We start from the raw sequence: 23,023 nt of genomic DNA on the forward strand, positions 1-23,023 counted from the left end.
ATGGGATGGTATCGGGAAGCTGCCGTGAAGGGGGCGGAGAGCTGGAAAACCCGTTCGATGCTGGCGGCTCGAACCAAGCTGGTGAATCTGCGGCGGGACATTGACAACCAAATGCGAGGTCTGTGCAAGGGGTTGGGAATAGTGCTCGGCAAGGCCGGCTCGACGAACTTGGCTCGCAAAGTCGACGCCGTGCTTGCTGAAGCGCCGGATTTACAAGATATTTTCGCACCGCTGGTCCTTGCCCAGTCCTGCTTGACCGAGCAAATTGAGAGGTTCGATCGACAGCTCCTGGCAGTGGCAAAAGGCGACCAAACTGTTCGGCGAATGATGACCGTTCCCGGTATCGGTCCCCTGACTGCCCTGTCCTTCGTCGTAACCATCGACAACCCCACTCGCTTCAGACATTCCGCCGACGTGGGTGCCTATCTAGGCCTGACACCAAGACGTTATCAATCCGGCGAGATGGATCGTACTGGCCGCATCTCCAAGCGCGGCAACCACCAGATGCGAACTTATCTGTTCGAGGCCGCGAAGTCCTGCTGACCGTTGTCAGGCGAGGTTCTGCGCTCAAGCGCTGGGGCAGCAAGCTGGCCAAACGCATCGGCGCCAAAAAGGCCAAGGTTGCCGTGGCTCGCAAAATGGCTGTCATCCTCCATGCTATCTGGACCGACGGCACCGAATTCCAGGCAGAGATGCGCACCGCATGAACCAGTCTTAAACCAACCCGGATCCGCCTTCGGCGGAACAAGCGTCCCTGCCGGGACGAAGGTGTGGGCAATCTCCCTGCGGGCTTTACGCACCGCGCTCTTCACATCGAGATGCCACGCCTTTTGAACACCATCATGCGGCGCTCCTGCATAGAGACGACCGCGGAAACAACCATGAACCCGGCAGCGGATCATTTTTGTCTATCGGGGTTGACACCGTGCCCGCGATTAAAGAACGGACGACTATGTCCGCCGGGCCGCGGTGATCGGCATCACCTGGCCGATCCCGGAGGAGCTCGACGACACAGCCCTGGAGCGCAAGCTGTTTGCGCCGGCCGGCTACAACCCGCCACGATCGAAGCCGCTTCCGGATTGGGGGCATGTCCATGCCGAGTTGCGCCGCCGCAGCGTAACGCTGGCGCTGCTGTGGGAGGAATACCGCGGCCATCATCCCGACGGCTACGGCTACAGCCGGTTCTGCGACCTCTACGTCGAATGGCGCCACGGCATCACGGCGACCATGCGGCAGACCCACGCGGCCGGCGAAAAGCTGTTCGTGGACTTCGCCGGCGATACCATGCCGGTGTTCGACGGGCTCACCGGGGAGGTGCGCGCCGCCAAGATCTTCGTCGCGGTCATGGGAGCGTCGAATTACACCTTTGCCCAAGCCCGGTTCAGCGAGGCGCTGCCCGACTGGATCGGCGCCCATGTGGATGCGCTCACCTTCCTGGGCGGGGTGCCGAAGGCGCTCGTCTGCGACAATCTGAAGGCCGGGGTGACGGTGGTGAGCCGCTACGAGCCAGGCGTCAACCGGACCTACCAAGATCTTGCCGCCCATTACGGCACCACCATTATGCCGGCGCGGCCCCGCAAGCCGCGCGACAAGGCCAAGGTGGAGGCGGCGGTTCTTATCGTCCAGCGATGGATTTTGGCGCGGCTGCGCAACCGGCGCTTCTTCTCGCTCGCCGAGTTGAATGTTGCGATCCGCATCCTGGTCGACCAACTCAACGCCCGCCTGATGCGCAAGCTCGGTGCCAGCCGCCGCGAGTTCTTCGACACCATCGATCGTCCGGCCCTGATGCCGCTGCCGGCCGAGGCCTATCAGTACGCCGAATGGCGTCGTGCCCGTGTGGCGCCGGATTACCATGTCGAAGTTCAGGGACACTTCTACTCGGTGCCATCCCGCATGATCCGCCAGGTTGTCGAGGTTCGGGCCACCGAAGCCACCATCGAGGTGTTCCATCGCGGCACCCGCATCGCCAGCCATGCACGCTCGGGGGTGAAGCGCCGCCACACCACGATCCCCGAGCACATGCCGAGCGCGCATCGCCGATACGCCTTCTGGACGCCGGCGCGTCTGCTGGCCGCCGCTGAGAAAGTCGGTCCGTCCACAATCGCGCTGTGCGAGGCGATCATGCGGACAAAGCCGCATCCCGAGCAGGGCTTCCGATCCTGTCTCGGCATCCTGCGGTTGGAAAAGACCTATGGGACGCAACGTCTCGAAGCCGCTTGCCGCCGCGGGATCAGCATCGGCTCAGCGAGCTATCGGTCGATTGCCTCGATCCTCAAGACCGGCCTGGACAAGTCCTTCCTTCCCGACACCACCCCCGACGCCGATCCCATCCAGCACGGTAACATCCGTGGCCGCGGCTACTACCACTGACCAGCAACAAGGAGGCATTATGCTCAGAAATCATACCCACGAACGTCTCGCCGCTCTCGGGCTCGCCGGAATGGCCAAGGCCTTCGATGATCAGCAACGCCAACCGGACGTCACCGCGCTGACCTTCGAGCAGCGCCTCGGCCTGATGATCGATCGCGAAGCAACTGAGCGAGAGAACAAAAGGCTCATCGTACGCCTGAAGTTTGCCTCGCTACGGCAGGCCGCAATCGTCGAAGATGTCGATCTGCGCGCTCCGCGCGGCATCGACCGCGCCTTCTTTGCCAAGCTCGTCGATGGCGATTGGATCGGCCGCAAGCAAAATTTGCTCATCACCGGGCCGACCGGCGTCGGCAAGAGCTGGATCGCCTGCGCGCTCGGTCACAAGGCATGCCGCGATAATCGATCGGTCTTATACCATCGCCTGCCAAGGCTGTTCGAAGCTCTTGCGCTCGCCCGCGGCGACGGACGCTATGCGCGGCTCCTCAAGACGTTATCGAGGGTCGATTTGCTCATCCTCGACGACTGGGGCCTCGCTCCGATTACCGGCGAGCAGCGTCGCGATCTCCTCGAAGTCGTCGACGATCGTCACCAGCGCGGATCGACCATCATCACCAGCCAGGTACCGATCGAAAATTGGCATGAGATCATCGCCGACCCGACCATCGCCGACGCCGTCCTCGACCGCCTCGTCCACAACGCTCACCGCCTCATCCTCAAAGGAGACAGCATGCGGAAAATAACTGCCCAACGCGCCAATCTTGACGCCGCGAAGAAAACCTGACCCAACTCCTCATGCCGGCAACGACACCCCGGCCGCCTTCGTCGGAACAGGTGGCCGCCTTCGATCGGAATGCATGGTCGCGTTCAATCGGAATCTCTGGCCGCAATCCCCGGAATCCGCACTTCTTGCTCAATCTGATCGCCTACAACCTGATCTGCATACCCAAACTACTTGCGACATAGCCACCCCGCGCCGGGGTAGTCCGACGCACGTCAGGACATCTTGGGTTGGCCAATGAAATAATGCAGCCTGCTGCGCCAATTTCTGCTTGGCCTATCGAATGGCTCCGCAAGCGCGAACCGACGGTCGGCCTGCTCGTCGCCGAGCGCCCCGCTTCGTCGGAACGCCGGAGCAAATCGCGGACGAACGCCTTCGCTGGCGAGAGACGAGGATCGACGGCATCAGTTTGACTAACTGGACGATCCTCGGCTCCTACAAGGAGTTCACGGAGTACCTCCTGCCCGTCCTGCGGCAGCGCCCATTCGCGAAAGCTGCCGACCAAGTCGAATTTTTGGGATAATTCGCGCAAGCGGCCAAGCCGCGTCTTGAAGTAGCTGCGATGCGCGCTCCTCTATGCTGAGGGCGCCGAAGCTGCCCGCAGCCGATTGCAACCGACATCCCCGAGGAACGTCACACCATGACCACCGCAGCTGAAATCGCCGACGAGATCGCCAAGGCGTACAATCTGCCAAAGGCGCAAGCCAACACCATTGTGGACGGTATCTTCAAGTCTATCGCCGATGCAGCGGCGAGCGATGCTGAAACCAATGTGCCGGGCTTCGGCAAGTTCAAGGTGAAGCACACCCCGGAGCGCGAAGGCCGCAATCCCTCGACTGGCGCGACGATCAAGATCGCGGCGGCGAAGAAGCTGACGTTCGCCCCGGCCAAGGCCCTCAAGGATGCGCTGAACGGCTAGAGGGAGGGGCGCAAGGCCGGGGCTCTTGTTGGTAGGCTTCACCGAACCGTGAGCTCCCAGATGATCCGGATGTGCCCTCCATGAATCGATGGTCGGGAAATATGCATATTTCTAACGCGCAGCTTACTGTCATCAATCAAGTTCACAACACGCCCAATATCTCCCTGATCAGAAAAGACGACATACATTCGGCCATTCGCATTGAGCCAGACACGTGCTCCCCCTAGAGCCGAGGCCATGACTCTATGATCTTCGTCAAAGCAAGAGCGCTCCAGGTCGTCCTTTGCTTTTCGATTCCAATACGGGGCAGCAAAAAGAATAAGGTCGAATTTTTCCTTAGGCTGCAGCGCAGAATAGATGTCACTGTGGCGCGCTTCTGCGCGTTCGGAATAACCTAACTGCTCGATGTTTAGCGTTGTGGTGAGAACGGCTTGCGGATTGATATCGAGAGCCACTAGGCGTTCTGCTCCAGCGCGGAGTGCTGCCAGCCCCAACACACCTGATCCGCATCCCAGATCTAGCACTATTGCTCCAGATTCGATGTGCCACTTCGATATCAAGACATCGGGAGCGTGACTTAGGCGTGGTGACAGCACGCCAGGGAGAATGTGCAAGCGCATACCGCACACTTCCACATCGTGCGAATGTTCGCATGACCGCAGATCAGCGATCATTGCGTCGACATCGGTCGTTTGGCGCCGCGCCGATATGGCTAGGGGGGCGGTCATTTCAACTCTCCAATTTTGTAGCGGGCTCGGCAGCTGCCGCACGCTCGGTGCTCTGTACAGGGCATGAAGTCTATGGGAATGGGAGCATGGTATGTCTTCGTGTCTGAATGCCATCGTCCTTCACAAGCTATCGTTGCCTCTCAATAGCAACGTCCGTGCCATCAGCATTCAAAACGCGCTCGGCTGCTGATTTTCCTGAAAGAGCGGCTGCCGGTAAGTCTTGAGCTGTTCTGCCGCGCCAGCGTGTCGCCACCCGTGTCAGAAACCGAACACGTATAAGCGATTTGGTACACGTTCGCGACTATCCTCGCGGCAGTCAACCAGAAAGCAGAAATTGCGAGCTGCATTGCAAGTGGGATCTCCGTGATGAGGCGCGCGCGCGAATGCAATGGGGTCCCCGCGGTGTGGGGCCCGGTCTCCATCACGGGGCTAAACTTCATCGAGCCGGTCTGCGACCGATGATCTATGATCTCCGCGCCATGGCGCCGGTTGTCTGGACCGCGCCGCCCGGCGCCGACACGGCCTGGTTGCCGGGAGAGGTCAGAACGGCGACGGCCGTGGCGGTGCGACGATTGAAGCCGCGCGCGCCGGCGATCGCGGCAGAGGTTTCGCGGTTGTCGCCCAGGAAGTAAAATCGCTCGCGACGCAAACCGCGCACGCGACCGTTGAGATCAGCCAGCACATTGGCGGCATTCAGGCCGCGACGACTGAGTCGGTCGTCGCGCTTACCGAAATTGGCGTCATCATCGGCCGCATCTCGGATATCGCCATCACCGTGGTCGATTCGATCGGGGAACAGGAGGCGACCAGCAAGAACATTGCGTTCAATTTGCAGAAAGCGGCGGCCAGGGTAACCCAGGTGGCAGCGAGCGCCGGTGAAGTCACCAACCGCGCAAAGGAAACCGGAGGGGCTTCGATGCAGGTGCTGATGTCTGCCGAACTGCTATCTGAGGAAAGCTCTCGGCTGAAGCACGAACTAGACAGCTACCTGGGCAGTGTTCAAGCGGCTTAAATCGGCGTGTCAACGTCGTAAGCTCTCCACGCCTGAAGGGTGACCTTTCTTCCGAGGCCAAGTTGGCCCATCTGCTATCGGAATCGGCGGGTAAATGTTAGGAGACCGGGTCTATTAGAGCTGCAACGCGGAAGCGCTGAGCACTCCTACGGTTCTCATGCGCGGTTTCTTTATCTCCGCCGCGAGACGGCGGAGCGAGCCGTAAACCCGACGCAAAAATGCTTATCCCCAACAACAGCAGGAATAATGCGCTGGTCTTGAATATCAATTTAGGTGCTGACCGGTCAAACGGCGCAACGCAGCGGTTGCTGCTCTCTTCTGCGGTGCAATCGAGGGTATTTCCATGCGCAATCATAACCTTGTTTCCGGGAGCTTCCTGCACTGACCGCGGCCGGCCTCGCGCTGCTCTGCTCGAGCCTACTCGTCTTTGCCTTCGCTTAGCGGCTGCATCCGACGACGAGGAACCGATCGACATCGAGCATATGGAATTATGAGCCGATGGTCTTGCTGCGGTGAAGGTTGCTGAGCGTCGGCATTTCGGTAGGCGTTGTGCAGCATTGGCGGCTCCGCGGCAAATCCGCCGCTTGTAAGCGGTTTTATGTCCTCTGGGAGGAGGAACGGCGCCTCATGAAGGTGACGGTATTGCCGGTCAGTCGCTGTAATTGTCGATCGCTGGAGCGCCGTCGGCACAGGCCAGCAGTCATTGGTGAAATCCGTCGAGAAACGGCATCAGAACGCGGACTTCGGGCGTCAGTGCCGCGCATTGTATGAATTAATATCGCCATATCCGGTACTGTGCAGGGGCGAACTGACCATTGCACGAGCCGGTTGGTGGAGGCCGGCAGAAGTACAATGGCGGCGGCCAAACCAATTCCAATTGGACGAAGCAGAAAATCATCTGGCTGCAGACAATTTGATGCGCTCGGGAGCGACATAGTTCGATCTGAGTGCAGGTCCACCGCGACGGATCAGCTAGTCCGAAATGGAAACGAGGCGGCTGAAGCCATCGGCATGATGATGTAACGCCAGCTATGACGGCAAGACTAACTTGTTCAAGGCCGCAACCAGACACCTGTTCGGGGACCACCTCGATGGCAGAATGGGCCCTGCTGCTTGTGAGCGCCGCGACGGCGGTGCTTGCCGGCATCACGGCTGCGGAGGCGGCCGACTGTCCGCGCAAGGACGCACTCGGGACCTCGCGCGTGCTCGCCGTTGACGCCAAGACTCATCCGCGGGTTGGACTGAAGAGCTTTCCCCAAACTCTCCCCTTAGCCGACCACGAGGTCGTGCTGACCTTCGACGACGGGCCCCGGCCGCCGTACACGGAAAAGGTGCTGGCGGCGCTCGCGCAGGAGTGCGTCCGAGCCACGTTCTTCCTGGTCGGCAAGTCGTCAGCCCAATTTCCCGAGCTCGCGCGGCGCGCGGCCGCGCAAGGCCACACCATCGCGCACCACACCTGGTCGCATTCGATGGCGTCGAAGATCAGCTTCGAGAAGGCGAAAGAGGACATCGATCGCGGGATTGCCGCCGACGAAATGGCGCTCCATGGAGTATCGACAATGGCGCCTTCGACGCCGTTCTTCCGCTTCCCCTATTTCGACTCGACCCCTCAGACGCTCGAGCTACTCCAGTCTCGGGGCATCGTCGTGTTCGGAGCGGACCTGTGGGCCAGCGACTGGGAGGAAATGACGCCAGACCAGGAGCTGAAGCTGATCACCAGCCGGCTCAATGCCGAGGGGAAGGGGATCATTCTGCTTCACGACGCCAAAGCACATACCGCCGCGATGATGCCCGCCTTCCTACGGTACCTGCACGACAACAGCTATCACGTCGTTCACATCGTTCCGACGGCGCCGCTGCAGAGGAATGCCGATACGCATTGATGGCGGAGTGTCACGGCGGCGCAGAGTGGAGCAATCCCGAATCCACTAAGCCGTCGTTCATGCGAGCCGGTGCAAGGATGAAGGCGGAATCGCGCATGAGCCGTTTCGGGCAGGTAGGAACCGTAGATCACGTCAGACGTCTGCATCATCCTTGCGGTTTACGCGCCGGCAGGAGTGGCAGGGCGCATAGCCGCTCGGTATCTTCGTCGTGCTGCACTTCCTGATTTTGGAATGGAGAAAGCATCTTCCGCTGAATGCCGCGACCGTCTCAAGCTGTGTCGCGTGTCCGCAAGCACTAGACCCTATGTTTGCCCTCTGAGGTGACGGGCGGCCGGCCCCGCGGCAAGCTCCTATCGAGGGTTGCGCCGGATGGTCCGGCGCCGAGCCTCAAGCATGGGGAGCGGGCCTGATGAACGATAGCATTTTCGTGGGGCTGGATGTGCACAAGGCGACGATTTCGGTTGCAGTGGCCGAAGCGATGCGCGGCGGGGAAGTTCGTAACTTGGGGATCATCCCTAATCGCGCCGATCAAATCGCCAAGCTGGCGAAGAAGCTTGGCAAGGGTGACCGGCAGGTAAGGTTTTGTTATGAAGCCGGCCCCTGCGGATACGGCCTGCATCGACAACTGACTGGACTGGGGCACAACTGCATCGTGGTGGCCCCCTCGCTGATCCCGACGAAAGCCGGGGATCGGGTAAAAACCGACCGGCGCGATGCGGCGATGCTGGCCAAGCTGCACCGGAGCGACGAGTTGACAGCCGTGTGGGTTCCGGATGCGGCGCATGAGGCCATGCGCGACTTGGTGAGAGCCCGCGCCACGGCGATGCGTGTGCTCGGCAAGGCGCGACAACATCTCCAAGGCTTCCTGCTGCGCCATGGGCGCATCTATGCCGGGAAGAGGGGGTGGACTCTGGCTTATCGTCGCTGGCTCACCACGGTGCGCTTCGATCACCCGGCGAGCCAAATCGTTCTGCAGGACTACATTCATGCCGTGACCGACGCTGAGGCCCGTGTGGACTGCTTGACCAAGCGGATCGAGGAGCTGGTGCCAAAATGGTCGATGACGCCATTCGTAGAGGCCGTGCAGGCCATGCGCGGCGTCGCCTTCATCGTTGCCGTAACGGTGGTTGCCGAGGTTGGCGACTTCTCTCGCTTTGACAACCCCCGCCAGTTGATGGCCTTTCTCGGCCTCGTGCCGTCGGAGTATTCGAGCGGCGCAACCATCCGACGCGGCGGCATCACCAAGGCTGGCAACGCTCTGGCCAGGCGGGCTCTGATTGAGGGGGCATGGACCTATCGCATGCAAGCTCGCGTCAGTCGCAAGCTCCATGACCGTAACGAGCGCCTGCCTCAAGCTATCCGTGATATCGCCTGGAAGGCCCAGGTCAGGCTGTGCGCCCGCTATCGCCGCTTGTCGGCGGTCGGCAAACCCAAGGTGATCGTCACCACCGCCATTGCACGCGAGATGGTCGGCTTCCTGTGGGCGATCACTCGTCAAGTACAACTCGGGCCGGTCGCCTGAAGGGCGCTGCTCGACCATATCGGTGCCCAGGGCAGGAGGCAGGGCGCGGTGGGGAATCCTCGTGGCCTGTTATGAGCCGGCATTGCCGACGCTCGCCCCCTAGACCGAGGCAGCCCCAAGACGAAACCACGGTCATGCGGTAGCCAACCCGCGCATGAGAGCTTGATTAACCGTCGTCTTTGGCCCTGCCTCCTACCGTGGGCACCTTCGAAGTCCAGCGTCCGGGCGCTCAGCCGGAAGCGGCTCCGCTTGATCGAGTCCCTTGACAGCAAACATGAGAGCAGGCTGCTGAAAAATGGGTCTTGAAGGGCGATTTTCCTGATGTGCGGGGCGAGGATGAGCCAATCGATGAGTGGTAAAGAGCGCTGTACGCGCAGTTTTCGCTGATGTTTGACGCTCCAGACAGGCTCATCCCGTTGCTGCCAGCATCTTCGGAATACGAACGAGATTGTAGGCTGCGGCGGTGAGCACGAAGAACCACTCGACCAGGCCTCGGCCACGATGCCGGGCCTTGCGCAGGCCGCCGACCGTCTTGATTCACCCCAATGGTTCTTCGATCCGATTGCGCCTGATCGTGCTGATGCGATAGCCGGGGTGCCGGGTCGTGCGCGCGTCGATCGCCGAGTGGCGGTTGGTTCGTTCTGCGAGACATGCAGCGTGCAGCCGCGCTCGCGGCAAGCGGTGACAAAGTCGGTGGTGTCATAGTTCACGTCGAGGCCCACGGTGCTGCCCGGCTTGGCGTTGTCCTCGATCATTTCGAGAGCGGTCGTTCGCTCCGCCGTACCGTTGGCCTCGGTGAGGCGCGCATCGACGATCAGCCCGTTGCGGTTCTCCATCATCAGTTGCCCCGTTTGGCAGAGCTTGGCCTCCCTGCCAGCGCCCTTGCGAGACAAGCGGGCGTCGGGGTCGGTCGTCGAAGAATGCGTGTCGTTCTTGCGCTTCTCGCCATGGAAGTCGCGCTCGACATTGCGTCCCTGACCGCTGCCCGATTGCTTGCCGGATGGGGATCGCCGCCACCCTCGGCGCGAAGCTCTTCATGCTGGCCGAGGTTTCGATCAGCTGCCATCGACGGACAAGTCGTCACTGGACAACAGCCCACGCACCTGCGGCAGGTTCAGCAACGGTGACAAAGAACTTGGCCGCGATTTCGCCGTCGAGCAGTCGATCCCGGTTCTTGCAGAACACGGTCGCATCCCACACCTGATCGTCCATAGACAGACGGACGAACCGGCGGAACAACAGATTGTAGTCGAGCTGCTCCATCAACTGCCGTTCCGATCGCACCGTGTAGAACGCCTGCAGCAGCAGCGCCCGCAACAGCCGCTCCGGCGGAACCGACGGTCGGCCATGGCGGGCGTACAGCCTGGCAAAGTCGCGCGACAGATCCTTCAGCGCAGCGTCAGCCAAGTCGCGGATCGCACGCAGCGGATGATCCGCCGGAACGCGCTGCTCCAACCGCACGTAACTGAATATGCCTTCCGACCGCTGATCTGCCCCGCGCATCGCATCCCCCAGCCAGGCGAAAGTGGTGGTGTTGGCCTTGCAGCCTTACTGAAGGTTGCTTCTGACCCGACCTTGCGTGGTTAGATTGGTCTTGGACCCAATGCACGGGTCTTCCTGATCAACACCGAGGGCGCGACAGATCCTCTCGTGTACGAACAGCTCGTCAATGCGACGCCAGCGCAAGTGACCGCGAAGAATAATAAGTCGGTCAAGAACGTGTCAACAGATGGGGCTAACTCGTGAGCCTTTCGTAAGCCGTCCCATCCGTACGCCTTGGGAGACTGGCCAGCGTTCCGCCCTTAGAAGGCTCGTCGCCGCGCAGATGCTGCCCTCCGCGCACCGCGGAGAAACTCTGGCCCCTACCGAAACCGTATTGGTCGCCCAAATCGACTAGCTCCCAATCCACAAATGGTAACTTTAGCCCGTCACCGCTGCGCCTGGCCGACCGGCGCGAGGAGCCGATGTGCTCCTCATGACCACGGTGCTTCACATGCGGGCATGCGGCCCTCGCATTCAAGCAACCGTTGACGATCCAAAGCGCCTCCATTCTAACGTCGGCCTCTCCGTCGGGCTGACGCCGCGCCGGTGTCCAGTTCGGCTTTCAGGCGAGCTCTCTCCAGCCGCTTCCTGAGCCCTGCAAGTCGGCTCGACAGTTTCATCATTTCCTCTATGCCAAGCTCACCGAAAACAAATTGATCCAGTTCATCCTGTTGTGCAGCGATGTTCGCGAGACGCTTACGGGCTTTGTCCGTTAACGAGAGCTGGACGACCCGAGCATCCCTGATACCGGTCTTGCGCCGCACAAATCCGACTTTCTCTAGCGCCTTCGAATGTAGCGTGATGAAGGACGGGTCGACTTTCATCAGTTTTGCGACCACGCCGGCGGGAGCACCGCCATCCTTGTCTAAGTCCATCACCGCCATCAAGATCGCCAATTGTGTTCCACTAATGCCGAGTGCCTCGGCTCGGACGTGAAGAAAATCCTCCAGACAGACGTTCAGGCATCTGATCTCCAACGTTAATCGCCGCACCAGCTCCTGACTCTCAGCAGAGCCGTTTCCCCGTCGCCTTGCTTGCTTAGCCAAATGCAGTGCCGTCGAATGTTAGGACCCTGCCCACAGCTCGTTCTCGCTGACAAGGTTTAAGACAGGACAATTTGTTGGGTCCCACGCGCTTACTTCCGTCGATTATTGGAGAATGCCGAGAAGTGGCCCGAAGTATGTGGCTCCCAGCGAGACTTCCGGCCTACATGTCGGCGGCTACTGCTTGCCAACCAATTGGCTTCGCCAAATATACGAGGCTCGCCGAGATGCACGTTCAAAAAGAGACCCTCGATTCGGAGTGTCCCGCACCGGCGCGACACTCCATCACTTGCGCTCTGGCCACGGCTTGCCCCAACGCGGAAAGACCGTAGTTCGGATCCGGGCAACGGCCTCGAATGTCTTTCTAACGTGCGGCAGCTCTGCGCTTAACAGAATCGCACTTTGCACAATCGATACGGTGGAATTCATCAAAAACGATCGCCCGAACGCCGAATTCAAGCGCCATCGCAGCGTTGCACCTCGTGTGTTGCCGCCCAGGAGCGGGTGTTGCCGCCCGACGAGCTAGAGGATTTGATCCGCGTCGAAAAACTCTTGATCCACCGTCGACAAAGCCGGATTGCTACTGTAGGTTAAGTCATCAATTTCGACGCTCTTCCCGCGAGCGCGCCATAATTACTTTGTTGCAGGTCCCCTGTATGTCCACGGGCTCGATCCCGTTCGGTACCAGCAGCACGAATGTCCGGAATCCGCGTCTGCTTTGCTAACTCCGTGAGTATCTCCGCAAACCCCTTAGGGAAATAATGCGATGACTGTGCGCGAACAGCTCTTTGCCCTGTTACGCAACCTCCGGTGGATGATTGTCCTGTCGGTAGCCATCTCAATATTGCTATATCTGCCAGATCAGATCCAGGAGCTCTATCGGATAGCCGCTGACGACATTGGTTGGGTAACCGTCAGGGAGTTCTCCGCCCTAGGCGTAATTGCCGTAACGATCTGGGCAGGCGCGTTTCAGCTCACAACTGCGTCCCTGCCCGAAATCGCCCACGCTAGGGGCCGTTTGGCCTTTTACATAAGACTTGCTCCCGTTTCGCTTGGGGCGCTGCCGATAATCGCCGCGACGGCAGGTCAATTCGCGTCGCGCCCAGCGAGAAAGATCGGTGAGGTCGAGGAAGTCGGAAGTATCTTCCGCATTCAGGACCAGGCGCTGGCGTTGGAGCGTAACATACTGCTCATCCTCGCAATCGCCATGCTGATCATGCTCGTTTGCTTCGTGATATTTACGTGGCGGATGGGATCAAGAGATCGATCGATTGTTCTCGCGAGCCGCGCCAACAATACCTACTTCATCCGCTACAGGTTTCTCGCGCTCACGATCGGCGGCATCGTCCTGTTGACAACAGCATTCATTCTGCTGCCGGATACGCTCGCACAATTTTTCGGATCGTTCGGCGTGATCGCTCTCTTTGCGGTTTGCGTCGTTGGTCTCACCGTCCACTTTGCCCTATTGACGATCAAGTTTACCTTTCCATTTATACCGGTTGTCTTTGGCGGCTTGTTTTTGCTTGCCTCCCTGTTGGGAGGCGACGACCACGAACTGCGCACCGTCGCTGAAGCAAACAGCCTGCCGAAAGACGCGCGCATGTCTGCGGTCGCGGCGTTCCGTGAGTGGCTCTTACAGAAGCCGCGGCTGGAGGAAGCCATGAGGCTCGGCGAATATCCCGTCTTCATTGTCGCGGCTCAAGGAGGAGGCATCTATGCTGCGAATAATGCGGCGCGGTTTCTTGCGAGAATGCAGGATCTCTGTCCGGCATTTCGACAGCATCTGTTTGCGATAAGCGCTGTCTCCGGAGGCAGCGTCGGTTCCGCCATCTTCGCCGCTGCGCTCCACGCCGAGAATGCGTCCCTCGATTCGAATGCCGCCGACGGAAAGACATGCCCGAAAATCGCGGATTTTCTGGCCGGTGTCGGACGAGTCCAAGATATTGATGCCCCTGGGCCGGTGGAGCAGCGCGTTGCAAGCGTCTTGGCGACCGATTTTCTGTCGCCTTTGGTTGCCGGCTTCCTGTTTACCGATTTCACTCAGATGTTTTCTCCGGTCGCGATCCCCGCCTTCGATCGCGCGCGTTTTCTGGAATATACTTTGGAGAACGCCGGCGACAGAATGCTCGACAGCCACAAGGGCACCGGCGATCAATCCAATCTGCTAAGGGCCGACTTTCAGTCCCATTGGACAGCCGGCAACAACATGCCGGCGCTGTTGTTCAACACGACGGATGCCGGCAGCGGCAAACGGGCCGTAATCTCTCCCTTCGATTTCGATCCGCTACACCCGAATGACACGGACCTGTGTATTCTCGCGGGACTCGAACGCGTGACAACGGGGGCCGACCAAACGGTCAAGAGCCACTCACTTCGGATTCCGCTCAGCACAGCTGCATTCACGAGCGCGCGATTTCCATGGGTGACACCGGCAGCGACCATCTCATTGAAAAATGACTGCATAACCACGAACCCGCAGGCGCGCCTGGTGGATGGCGGATATGTGGAGAATTCGGGAATCGAGACCGCGCTCGACCTGATTGAGAAGCTTAACAGCATCAAGGGCACTTCTGACGCGCCAAAATTCCGGATCTACCTGCTGTCCCTGGTGAGCGGTCAATTCGGTGATCATGGTTCATTCATGTTCGGTGAGCTCATGGAGCCGGTACGCGCGCTCTTGAGCACGCGAAGCTCCCGAACCTATGTCGCGCTCAATCATGCAACCAGCATCGATCGTTCGCCGGACGCGGAAGTCACCCCCAGCGTGCAGCGTTTTCCCACCTTCGGCCGAACCGACATAACGGGCTTGTTCTATAGCCTTCCGCTCGGATGGACGTTGTCCCAGAAGACCGAAGATATCATCTCACTGAGCAGTGGCCGGTTTTGGGACTGCGTGCCGAAGGACGACTTCGATCAGTCCCGCCAGAGGCAGAGCAACGCTGATTGCCTGCAAGTGAAGTTGTTTCATCTTCTGAATGGATCGGTCGCGTCCGCATTTGAAACGCTCAAAGACGCCAAACTCGCACAGGCTGCCTACACCGACGAGCTAGCCAAGGAACATCCACTAACTCCAAAAATCAAGCCGCAGCCATTGCTTGCCTGTTATGAGAGCAATTGGTTGCAAGAGCGCGGTTATGAGAAATATCAGGATCAAGTCGCCGCCTACGCGCGCCAGCTGACTGAATCGAGCAAGGACCATTCGCCGGCCCCTTCACCTGTTCCGCCATATCGCAAGAGCTATATGGCATATTTTCAGGCCGAGCAGGTCAAAGCCTTGTTGCAGGAATGGGATCGCGTCGACGAGACGGATCCCCGCATCCTGGCCTATATTTTGGGATCAGTCTCCTACGACAGCTCCGACTTTACGCGCAGCAGCGAGAACTTCTCTTACAGCGCGGTTTCTCAACTCCCGCAGAAATGGCACGATCGCATCGACAAGAACAACGCAAAGCTTGTGGCCGCAAACAGGCCGGCCGTCGACGTGAACTCATTGCTTAACCATCCCAAGGAGTTGGCCAACTTCGTTCTTGGCTACGAGGGCAACCCGTTCGGAAACCAGCCTGGAACCGATGACGGATGGCTGTTTCGTCCGCGAGGAATGTATCAATTGGTCGGGCGCGAACAATATCAGGAAGCGCAGAGGCAAACGCAACAGCTTGACGAGCTGGAAGGACTTGATCTGCTAGCGCTTCCCGACGCGCTAAGGGATGCAAAGATTGCAGCCAAGGTGACGTTCGCTCACTTTCGACTCCGTCCTTACGAAAACCATCAGACACTGTTCGAGTTGCTGAAAGATCGTGCGAAGGATTGGACGGCCGTGCGTGCATTGCAGACGGACATGGAACATGCCCCGGCTGACGGCGCGCACGTCAATGCAAGGAGTGAGATGTTCCTCGGCTGTATCGAGGAGGCGTTGCATCCGACGAAAATCAAGACCCTGCAAAGCCAGTTCTACGGTGAGGAATGAGAAGCTTGAGCCGCCGGTCCGTTTTGCATGTTGAGTGAACGTTGCGTCGAGATTTCGACCACTGATGTTTGAACTGTTTGGTTTCAAAGGGTGATTGCCAATGACGGCAAGGGGTGAAATGTGCGGATCAAGGTTTCGTCGACGGCTTGCAAGAGGGTTTGCGGCGGGGGTGGTGCTCGTCACGGCTCTGGGGGTGGGCGCGGCTCCGGCGCAAACGGCCGCAAAGCCCCTTTCGCCCAACGATGTATCCATCCTCTTCCCTCCACCGCAGTCGTCGGCTGACCTGGCCAATCTGATCGCGGCATCCGATCTCGCCGGGCCCACAGGATCTCCGCAGCGACTTTTTTCCGACGCAGACTTTGCACGCTTTATCGCCAACGCCGAGAATCCCGAGCGTCCGGGAGTGCCCGACTCAGGTGTACGCCACATCCAGCTGCCCGATGCCGTGAAAAAGATCGACGCCTGGTTTGTTGCCGGCATCAGAATCGACCCGGGCGCGCCGGGATTGTCGCCGGATGTCATTGCCCAGTTTGGCCGACAACCGCAAATCCGCCTCATCATTCAGCCGGTAACCAATGGACCAGACGGATTCAAAGTTCATGACACCGCCGGCCACCTCATCTTTAACTTTAGCCTCGACCCGGATCCGCCTCTCGACGGTTGTGCGCCGTTTCCGCGGTTCAAGCCGGACGATGAAGTCTTCAAGGCAATCATTCGTGACGTCGCGACCTTGCGCGATCAACTTGCAGCCGGACATTTTGGCAATGTCAAAGTCTCGACTGCTGGTGATCTGAATGTGCATCCGGGCCTTGTTGGGGCATCGGCAAAGGCGTTTCGTGATGCACTCAAGGCCTTACTTGAGAAGCATCTTTCACCGCAACGCCTCAACACCATGGCTGTCATGGGCATCTCGCCGCCCGAGCCCTGGATTTTCGTCTCGATGTTAAGGGTCCCGCAGGCTGGCTTAATACCCGTGCCCGGCCCGACGCTTGATGGCGTACACGCAGCGCAGATGTTCAGCATCGTCGGCGGAAAACACGTCATCCCGCAGCCGATTACCAACAATCAGAGTCCGATCACCTGTCGTCACGCGGCATTGCAAAATCCGCCTTTAGCAGCCGCCGATCGCAAGGGTGTTTCGACATCCGAGTTCATTGATGGCAACGTGCCCAACAGTCGCATACTCGAAATCGTCAATATCATTACCGACCCGAAGAAAAGCCACTTCTTCAATACCGATTGCGTCAGCTGTCACACCGAGACGGCGCAGCCACTCGCCAGGAAAGTTCCAAACTTCGCAGTGCCAGGCGTGGACCGAGCGGTCTTGCCAAAGGAAAACTGGAATGTTCGCAATTTCGGTTGGTTCCCATCGTTCTTGCAGGGCGGGCCGGCGGCGGCGACGATAACGCGACGCGCGGCAGCCGAGACGGCCGACGTGGTCGCCTTCATCAATAGAAAATTGCTGAACAAGTAACAGACGCTGTCGCCGTTTCCGGCTGCCCGCCGGCCCGGCTGAACGCGCGAAAGAGATAGATGGAGTACTTGCTATGGGGAGACGTTCTTTCGGCTCTCGCCTTTATTCCTGGGTGAGGCGCTGGCCTCATGTCGCCGGGCTGTTCTTCGCAATCGTCGTCGTCGCGATTGTGCCGGCCGGCTTGGTGTATTTCGCGCCTGAGAAGGTTCGCGATGCAGCTCTCAAAATCAAGAACGACGCAAATCTCCTCGCTCAACTGCTGCCTGCTACCTTGCCGGAGCCATCGAAAATCGAAGGCGCCTATTGGCTCCCGCAGAATTGGAGCTCGCGCCAGCGTTACTGGTTTCACCACACCTCGCAGGGGACGGCGACCATACCTGTCCCTTATCAATGGTTCCTGGCGTTGGAGCGCCCGGAGCTGTCCTTCTCTTACACGAGCTTGACGGACGACGAGTACTTGCGCCGTCTTGGCTTTATTCCGAGTCCTGGCTCAAAGGACTTCGCCCGTAACGCGCCCTCATACGGTTATCACGAAGATGGGTCGAATGCGGGCGGTGGGAGCCCCGGTTGGAATCCAGACCTACCGGACAATCCAAATGGCTTGCCTGTCGGGTTTGCCATCCTTAAGGGCGGTATCGACCCGGCGACGGGAGCCTCGTACGAAGATCAGATCGGATTGACCTGCGCCGCCTGTCATACGGGGCATCTGGAGTACAAAAATGTCAGCCTTCGGTTCGACGGTGGGCCGGCGATGGTGAATCTCGGGGAGGTTGAACGAGTCGTTGGGCTGTCTATCGGCTACACGCTGATTTTGCCGTGGCGGTTCGAGCGTTTCGCCAGCAGACTGGAGCAGATCAAAGGTCAAGGCGTTGATCGAAAGCAGCTTCGAAGCGATCTGGACCTTGCACTTCAAAAGATCAAAAAGCAAAAGGCCCAGGGCGATAGCCTTTTGACGGAACAGGGAGTTGCGGATCTCGATGAAGGTTTCGGTCGACTTGACGCGCTGAATCGCATCGGGAACCAGGTTTTCTATAGCAACTTACTCGACCCCCTGACCGGCGAACTCACAGATCCACTCCTCAGGGGCAATTTAGCGCGCCACGATGCGCCCGTGAGCTTTCCGCCGATCTGGGACACACCGTATTTCCTCTGGGCGCAGTATGACGCCTCCGTTCTCAACGAACTTGTTCGCAATTCAGGCGAGGCGCTCGGTGTCAGCGCAAAAATCAATATGACCGCGCCCGCGCCCGGACGGCCACTGTTTGCTTCATCGATACATCTATCCGACATCGCGCAGTTCGAAGAGCTTCTGCGCGGCGCCGATCCCTTTTCGGCGGCCGATGCAAGCGGCAAAAAATTTACCGGGCTCGTAGCGCCCAGCTGGAAGGACGCACAGGAGAAATTTCGGAGCGACCCGGCATGGGGCATTGACGAAAAGCTCGTTGAAAATGGCCGCGATCTCTATCGCGCGCACTGCTTTGAATGCCACCGAGGCCCGGTCAACGATCCTGCCTTCGACAAAAGATGGCCGGAGGATTCGTTCTGGAAGCCGGAGAACCCCGATCGCTCCGTCAAGAACGAGAAGAATTGGGTGGACATAGGGGGGCGGCATTATTTCAATGTGGTTCAGATGCCGGTCACGGCGATCGGTACCGATCGTCAACAATCGGATGTCCTCACGACGCGCCGCGTTCACCTACCCGAGTCACTTGGATTAAATCCAGTCGATGACCTCAACAAAGCCTGGGCTTGCGGGCTTCCAGTGAACAAAGGGGCAGATCCTCTTTTCGTACTCGCACTCATGGACGTGGTCGGAAAGACAATCGACCAATGGATCATTGCGAACGGCACCTCGGAAGAAGCCAAGCAGCAGATCTGGGGACCCAGGAAGAATTGCCAAAACCAACGAGTCTACGTTGGGGCTCGGGCGAACCGTAACGGAAAGGCCGAAGATGTTCTTGCCCTCGAACCTCAATATCGGGCGCGCCCGCTGGACGGTGTTTGGGCGACAGCTCCGTATCTGCACAACGGGTCCGTGCCGACGTTAAGAGACATGTTGTTGCCGCAGAACGAGCGGCCGACGTCCTTCTGCGTTGGAAGTCGGGAATTCGATCCAGTCAATGTCGGGCTTGTTACGAAAACACAAGCGAGCGACGCCTGTGCGGCCGGTCTGACGGAATTCAATGTGTCGCTGCTTGGGAACGGCAATCGTGGACATTCGTTTGAAGGCAAGGAAACCGACTTAACGAAGCTGCTCCCTGGTGTTATCGGGCCAGAATTGAGCGATGCCGAGCGGCGCGCACTTGTCGAGTATCTCAAGACCCTGTGAGAGGTCCATTGGCCGCACATGGAAAGTCAAAGCGGCACCTTTCATACGAGCAGCTCTTCCCTCGGTCGCTTCTCGTGTATTCCCCTGAGGTGGGTCAAACGCCGTCGCATATCACAGATTGTCGCGAAGGAATGTGGAACCAGCTTTCGAAGCATCATTCTTATTGACGCAGGGGGTTCGGCAGCGCCTGCGCGAGGATGACTACCGAACTGTCACGCGACTGCGCACGATGCGATGTTTCATGATTACAAGGTGGCATTTCTGTCGGACCTGACCGGCCCAGTATGGGCTACGGAGCGCTCTATCCGGAGAGGTCGATTCTTGCGACGCTCTCGATTTGGCTTCTGTACTGCGCACGTGATGACTGCCGATGACCTGCTAACTCGCATGGAGGTCCGTTAACGAGAGGGCCGAAAAGGCCACTGGATAATGGCCGACCGTGTTGATCATCATCGGGCCGCTGATCGTCACGACGACAAGTTAGGAAAAATCGGATCTTCACTGAACGGATGGTTGATAACCGATAGCGCATCAGGCGCAGTGAATACGCGGTTGCGGGCATAGCCGGTCCGTCCACAAGAAACTTGCGCTCGACAAGCTGCTCCACTGCTCGGGAAGCTGCCTGCACGGTGATGTCGAGAAGCTTAGCCAGGCGCTTCATGCCATTCGAAGGCGTTGCTCCGCCGCCTTGAGGGAATCGTAATAGGCTACTTTATAGTATCCATTCGGCGTATGCCACAGGGTTAGCACCTGAGCAGTCCAGAGTTCTCTTTGTAGAACCTGCCATCTCGATGAGACGTTCGATGCCGAAGTCGGTGAACGCCTGGATGCCGTCTTCGCCGACGCCATAGACTCTGATGGCTCGGTCCTCGATCTCTATTTCATTGGCGACGTCTCGCAGCCAATCTTCGTCTTCGCCGCGGTCCCTCGCGACCTTGGTGACGGTGGTGACGTGATGGACCGTATTGAGGTGGGTGGTCATGGCGCTTGAGCGGAGATGGCTGATGCTGGCGTCCAATTCCATGGCAGAAGCTCGTTCAGACGGTGAACTCTCGATAACCCGGCAGATGCTCTATCGCTTCGTGTCGCCGGAGGGCCAACTGCGGGCGGATGCCCAGCGTCTTCTTGGCATAAAGCCCCAACGGCTCTGCAGCATCAATCAAACAACAAGAAGAGGAGGAAATTGCATGACCGCAATCATGCTCACCCCTAGAGATAGTGGCTGCCGCGGAGCGCCGGCTATCCATCAATCAAAATCCGGCCGCTGGCGGCGAATTTTAGGACAGCCCAGACGCAGTGGTCCGACCCAAGGAGCTGCCGATGATTGGGTGTTTTTCTTGCTTCGATCACCCTTGCGCCAAGGCGCCAACAGCAAGCACTAGCGGTTCGTGGGCGCCGTATTCGCGCTGTACTTGCTCGCAGAAGTCCTCGCATTCGAACGTGTGTCTGTTCGCCAACCAATAGTCGTCTTGGTCGGCCTTCTCCCGAGCATGGGCGGCCTCGATCGGTTCGAAGTTATACGCATCCGTGTAGTATCGTTCTGGCTTCCTTCGCGAAAAGTCCGGGGGGCAGCTTGGGCAATGTCGAAGGCTCGCTCGGGCGCATGTGGATCGGCGCCGTGTTTCTCGCATTAACGGATGCGCCCGCTGTAGGAGCACATCCCGTCGTCCATACCTGGTCCTACAAACTCGCCGACCCCGCCTGATATGATTAGAACCAAGAAACGCTGACTACAACCTCCAGGTTGACTTGCCGCGCTTCCTGTCGTGCATTCGCATCACAGTCTCGTACTGCGGCTCGGTCAGGTAGCCCTTCGCCTCGTAGTACTCGGACAGCGACGCGAGAAACATGACGGTGCTCGGGTCGTGTCTGCGCTTGGTCAATTCCTTGAGATAGGTTCCGATGTTGTCGTCGTATATCTTCTTGTCTTCGGTCTTCGGACTCCGCGGATCGGCCCTGCCGTACTGCCTCGTCGCGCGCTGGCTCGGCGGAGTTCGGTAGTCGCTCGGGGCGGGGGAGCCGTAGGACTTGGGCGCCGGAGCCGCGACGCCGGACACGACATCCTCCCACGTCTTGCCTGCGGAGCGTATCAGCTTGTTGGCCATGCGCATGGCGGCGATAGCCTCGCCGTCGTGGTCGGACTCCGTGAGCCTCATAAATTTGAGCAGGCGCTCGCGGTCTATTATCATCCCCTCTTCTCTTCGATGGCCATTGCGAGCCACGTCCTGATCCGCGCTAGGTTCTTGTGACCGACACCCGGAAGCAGCAGCATGTCCCGGTCAGACATCGCCGCCACCGTCTTCAGTTCGATTAGCGCGATCGCGAGATGGCGCTTTGGCGTGGCCGCCGCGCATCTGCCACAGCGGCATGAGCACCGGGTCGAAGAGACGGAAGCGCGACAGTCGGCGCGCCGATAATCGGAATCGACAACTGCAGAGGCCCCGAGCGGTCAGTGACCAGACGACAGGCGGTGCGAAATGCGCGCGGAGATCGAGGAGGCGCTGTCGGCAACGCACAAGAAGATAGCGAGTATCTTCATCTGATGCCGGATGTTTGTGGGCTTGCACCTGAGTTTCCATTTCGAATGAGCCAGGCAGTACGCGACGGCCTGCCGCGTCTGGTCGGCCTCGTCGGGGGCCAGTCCATCGGTGGCGTCGGCGAGGCTCCCTTGTGCCGGCCTCTTTCGTTCCGTCGGTGCCGATGGCAAGCGAGGCCGATCCTGCTGGTGTCCGGACCAGAGATCGCAGCCGCGGCGCGTACATACCCGCGAAATTACGAGCAAGAACGAGTCTCCGGGCTCGTTCATTGCGTGTGTCATGCAGACGATGGAGCGTCCACTACAAGATCCGGTAGATGCCAATTCCAACTTAAGGCCCTAGGATCCCGCACTGTTCCCCCGCCGATCATCACCGGAGGAAACAGATGTGAACGCAAACGACGAGAAGCCAACAAGGGGCTGAGCGGCACAATACTAGGTGGCCACGCCACGCACACCTCAATCGGGTCCTCGCTATTCTGCTAAGGCCCCTAGACGGTTACGATAGGCGGGGGGTATGCCTACGGAAAATCGATCTGCAGCGACGTCGTCGTATTGGCGCCGAACGACGAAACGATCGCCCGCATCAAGTCCTGCGCAGGGGCGACCTGCACGAACGTATTGGACGCGGCGCACGACCCATTGCCAATTACCGAATCCTCTACCGGATCACTGTTGAGGGTTGCTCGATGACAAAAATGCACCGGTTCGGGATCCTGAATAAGGCGGAGAGCCGCCTGCTTCGCGCCTTCAAGGCTGAACTCTCGTCCGGGGCCACCTAATTCGGAAAGTAGCTTTTCGACCGCTTCTGCGATGGCGTCCTCATCTCCTGGCGTGCCTCTGCGCGAAGCCGTGCCCCCGTGGGCGGGCCTTGCGCTCAGCGCCAACACGACCAACCGTCACATCAATCCCTTTTGAGG

The 23,023-nt window shown here is 59.2% G+C and carries 14 protein-coding genes and 2 pseudogenes; 10 read left to right on the forward strand and 6 right to left on the reverse strand.

Annotation, left to right across the window (positions count from 1 at the left end; all coding sequences use genetic code 11):
- Window positions 1–327: 327 nt before the first annotated feature.
- The 4 genes and pseudogenes from ABIB91_RS41845 to ABIB91_RS37315 all read left to right on the forward strand — a co-directional run.
- A pseudogene (locus ABIB91_RS41845) lies at window positions 328–707 on the forward strand (transposase); the annotation flags it as partial.
- A gap of 262 nt (window positions 708–969) precedes the next feature.
- Complete coding sequence (istA, locus tag ABIB91_RS37305; RefSeq protein ID WP_354172933.1) at window positions 970–2,370, forward strand: IS21 family transposase; 1,401 nt, start codon at window positions 970–972, stop codon at window positions 2,368–2,370.
- Between the two features lie 19 nt (window positions 2,371–2,389).
- Window positions 2,390–3,151 (forward strand): IS21-like element helper ATPase IstB, encoded by a 762-nt coding sequence (gene istB / locus ABIB91_RS37310; RefSeq protein ID WP_354172932.1) that lies wholly within the window; start codon window positions 2,390–2,392, stop codon window positions 3,149–3,151.
- Window positions 3,152–3,788: 637 nt separating this feature from the next.
- Window positions 3,789–4,067 (forward strand): HU family DNA-binding protein, encoded by a 279-nt coding sequence (locus tag ABIB91_RS37315; RefSeq protein ID WP_354129537.1) that lies wholly within the window; start codon window positions 3,789–3,791, stop codon window positions 4,065–4,067.
- Between the two features lie 38 nt (window positions 4,068–4,105).
- On the opposite strand, the gene ABIB91_RS37320 is transcribed toward ABIB91_RS37315, so the two are convergent.
- The gene (locus tag ABIB91_RS37320; RefSeq protein WP_354129538.1) at window positions 4,106–4,795 is read right to left on the reverse strand and encodes a methyltransferase; all 690 of its coding nucleotides are present in this window, start codon (window positions 4,793–4,795) and stop codon (window positions 4,106–4,108) included.
- Window positions 4,796–5,366: 571 nt separating this feature from the next.
- Here ABIB91_RS37320 and ABIB91_RS37325 point away from each other — a divergent pair.
- The 3 genes from ABIB91_RS37325 (at window position 5,367) to ABIB91_RS37335 (ending at window position 9,212) form a co-directional block, all read left to right on the forward strand.
- Window positions 5,367–5,807, forward strand: coding sequence for a methyl-accepting chemotaxis protein (locus ABIB91_RS37325; RefSeq protein WP_354213213.1), 441 nt, complete (start codon window positions 5,367–5,369; stop codon window positions 5,805–5,807).
- A gap of 1,091 nt (window positions 5,808–6,898) precedes the next feature.
- Window positions 6,899–7,690, forward strand: coding sequence for a polysaccharide deacetylase family protein (locus ABIB91_RS37330; RefSeq protein WP_354172087.1), 792 nt, complete (start codon window positions 6,899–6,901; stop codon window positions 7,688–7,690).
- A gap of 409 nt (window positions 7,691–8,099) precedes the next feature.
- Window positions 8,100–9,212: an IS110 family RNA-guided transposase gene (locus ABIB91_RS37335; protein WP_354172089.1), complete on the forward strand. Its 1,113-nt coding sequence runs from the start codon at window positions 8,100–8,102 to the stop codon at window positions 9,210–9,212.
- A 408-nt stretch (window positions 9,213–9,620) separates the two neighbouring features.
- Here ABIB91_RS37335 and ABIB91_RS37340 read toward each other — a convergent pair.
- Together ABIB91_RS37340 and ABIB91_RS37345 are read right to left on the reverse strand one after the other, a co-directional pair.
- Window positions 9,621–10,715, reverse strand: a pseudogene (locus ABIB91_RS37340) (IS5 family transposase).
- Window positions 10,716–11,263: 548 nt separating this feature from the next.
- Window positions 11,264–11,650: a MarR family transcriptional regulator gene (locus tag ABIB91_RS37345; RefSeq protein WP_354172091.1), complete on the reverse strand. Its 387-nt coding sequence runs from the start codon at window positions 11,648–11,650 to the stop codon at window positions 11,264–11,266.
- 913 nt (window positions 11,651–12,563) lie between these two features.
- Between ABIB91_RS37345 and ABIB91_RS37350 the strand changes: the two genes are divergently transcribed.
- From ABIB91_RS37350 to ABIB91_RS37360, 3 genes are all read left to right on the forward strand, one after another.
- A complete protein-coding gene (locus ABIB91_RS37350; protein WP_354172093.1) occupies window positions 12,564–15,764 on the forward strand; it encodes a hypothetical protein in 3,201 nt (1,066 codons plus the stop codon).
- A gap of 100 nt (window positions 15,765–15,864) precedes the next feature.
- Window positions 15,865–17,238, forward strand: a complete 1,374-nt coding sequence (locus tag ABIB91_RS37355; RefSeq protein ID WP_354172095.1) for a hypothetical protein — start codon at window positions 15,865–15,867, stop codon at window positions 17,236–17,238.
- A 73-nt stretch (window positions 17,239–17,311) separates the two neighbouring features.
- Window positions 17,312–19,567 (forward strand): di-heme-cytochrome C peroxidase, encoded by a 2,256-nt coding sequence (locus ABIB91_RS37360; protein WP_354172097.1) that lies wholly within the window; start codon window positions 17,312–17,314, stop codon window positions 19,565–19,567.
- A gap of 712 nt (window positions 19,568–20,279) precedes the next feature.
- On the opposite strand, the gene ABIB91_RS37365 is transcribed toward ABIB91_RS37360, so the two are convergent.
- From ABIB91_RS37365 to ABIB91_RS37375, 3 genes are all read right to left on the reverse strand, one after another.
- Entirely contained in the window at window positions 20,280–20,591 is a 312-nt protein-coding gene (locus ABIB91_RS37365) for a hypothetical protein (protein ID WP_354129401.1), read from the reverse strand.
- A gap of 706 nt (window positions 20,592–21,297) precedes the next feature.
- Window positions 21,298–21,756, reverse strand: coding sequence for a hypothetical protein (locus ABIB91_RS37370; protein ID WP_354129399.1), 459 nt, complete (start codon window positions 21,754–21,756; stop codon window positions 21,298–21,300).
- A gap of 868 nt (window positions 21,757–22,624) precedes the next feature.
- Window positions 22,625–22,999 carry a hypothetical protein gene (locus tag ABIB91_RS37375; RefSeq protein WP_354172100.1) on the reverse strand — a complete coding sequence of 125 codons (375 nt, stop codon included), beginning with the start codon at window positions 22,997–22,999 and terminating at the stop codon, window positions 22,625–22,627.
- Between the last annotated feature and the right edge of the window lie 24 nt (window positions 23,000–23,023).

The sequence above is a fragment of the Bradyrhizobium sp. JR4.3 genome, from assembly GCF_040547695.1.
GTDB lineage: Bacteria > Pseudomonadota > Alphaproteobacteria > Rhizobiales > Xanthobacteraceae > Bradyrhizobium > Bradyrhizobium canariense.